The sequence below is a fragment of the Limnohabitans sp. JirII-31 genome, assembly GCF_002778315.1.
GTDB lineage: Bacteria > Pseudomonadota > Gammaproteobacteria > Burkholderiales > Burkholderiaceae_C > Limnohabitans.
Genome location: NZ_NESA01000029.1, coordinates 1 through 1,510 on the forward strand (window position 1 = coordinate 1; position 1,510 = coordinate 1,510).

A 1,510-nucleotide genomic window follows, 5' to 3' on the forward strand; every position below is an offset into this window, starting at 1 on the left:
GTGTTGAATTGCATCCAAATCTGACCCGGGATTTGCATCGAATATTGACCCACCCGATTTGTGCTTTTTAGAGCTCCTGTTTTGATTTTCTCTGTTTTCCCTCCTTATTTCCCTGAGTCGAACTGTTCCTGAATCGGTAACTTTCGTTCCCCGTCTCAACGATGTGGCAGTGATGCGTTAACCGGTCCAATAATGCTGTCGTCATCTTCGGGTCACCAAATACCGCTGACCACTCCGAGAAGCTCAAGTTCGTCGTGATGATCACGCTGGTGCGCTCGTACAAACGACTCAGCAAATGAAATAGCAACGCCCCACCAGCTTGGCTGAACGGCAAATACCCCAGCTCATCCAAGATCACCAAATCAACCATCCCTAAACGGTTGGCTATTTGCCCATGCTTGCCGGCGCTCTTTTCCATCTCCAGCGCATTCACCAACTCCGCCGTCGAGAAGAACCTCACACGCCGGTGCATGTGCATGATGGCTTGAACACCAATCGCTGTCGCTAAATGCGTCTTTCCTGTGCCCGGCCCACCAATGAGCACCACGTTCTCAGCATTCTCAACAAACAAGCCTTTATGAAGCGTTCGGATTTGAGCCTCGTTAACAGCACTCTGGCTGAAGTCAAACCCAGACAGGTCCCGATACGTCGGGAACTTTGCCACCTTCACTTGGTAGCTGACCGAGCGCACTTCTCGCTCAGCAACTTCAGCTTTTAACAAGCTATCCAAAATCCCTTCAGCCCCCTGATACGCCGGTGAGCCTTGCGATGCCAGCTCTCCCACAGCCTGCGCCATACCGTGGAGCTTCAGGCTCTTCAGTGTTTGAATCATTGCATTAGGCTGCATGGCGTACCTCTCTTAAGTTGTCGTATCGAATGACGTTGGCTTGTGGCTCAACGCTTAGCGCCAGATGGCGTGGTGTGTGTGCCGGTGCAGGAGGGGCAACCTCTGTCAAACGACCCAGCAAGTTGAGGATGTGCAACTTGCTTGGCATCCCAGACTCCAGCGCCAACTCAACAGCAGCCAAGACGGCTTGCTCGTCGTGATGCATGACCAACGCCAAGATTTCCACCATCTCGCGGTCACCACCTATGCGCTTGCACAGCAACGCTTGCAAGCGTTTGAACCCTTCTGGCAACTCTAGGAACGGGGCACCGTTTCGAAGCGCCCCAGGTTTTCTTTGCAGCACTGCCAAGTAATGTCGCCAGTCATAAATGGTCTTGCCTCCATCGTGACGCCGATCGAAGTGGCGCTCATGCTGCGCAATCTCTTGCCCCTCAGTCGCCATCACTAAGCGATCGGCATACACACGCAAACTAATGGGCCGATTGGCAAACGTAGCAGGCACGCTGTAGCGGTTGCGATCGAAATGAACCAAGCACGTGGGCGATACGCGCTTGGTGTGCTCCACAAATCCGTCAAACGCCGAAGGCGCGGCCATGAGCGTGCCACGCTCTTGCTCCCACAGATCTCGAAGCGTGAACTCGCGTCGCTGCGGATGACGCAACT

At 53.9% G+C, this 1,510-nt stretch carries 1 protein-coding gene and 1 pseudogene; both read right to left on the minus strand.

Annotation, left to right across the window (positions count from 1 at the left end; genetic code table 11):
* Positions 1-67: 67 nt before the first annotated feature.
* Positions 68-847, minus strand: a complete 780-nt coding sequence (istB, locus tag B9Z41_RS16790) for an IS21-like element helper ATPase IstB (protein WP_100148227.1) — start codon at positions 845-847, stop codon at positions 68-70.
* Positions 837-1,510: pseudogene (locus tag B9Z41_RS16795) on the minus strand (IS21 family transposase); the annotation flags it as partial. The pseudogene B9Z41_RS16795 and the gene istB, both read right to left, overlap by 11 nt.

What these genes read in the sequence shown, in the direction of transcription:
- istB (WP_100148227.1), bottom strand. Translation starts at nt 847, where the DNA reads ATGCAGCCTAATGCAATGATTCAAACACTGAAGAGCCTGAAGCTCCAC.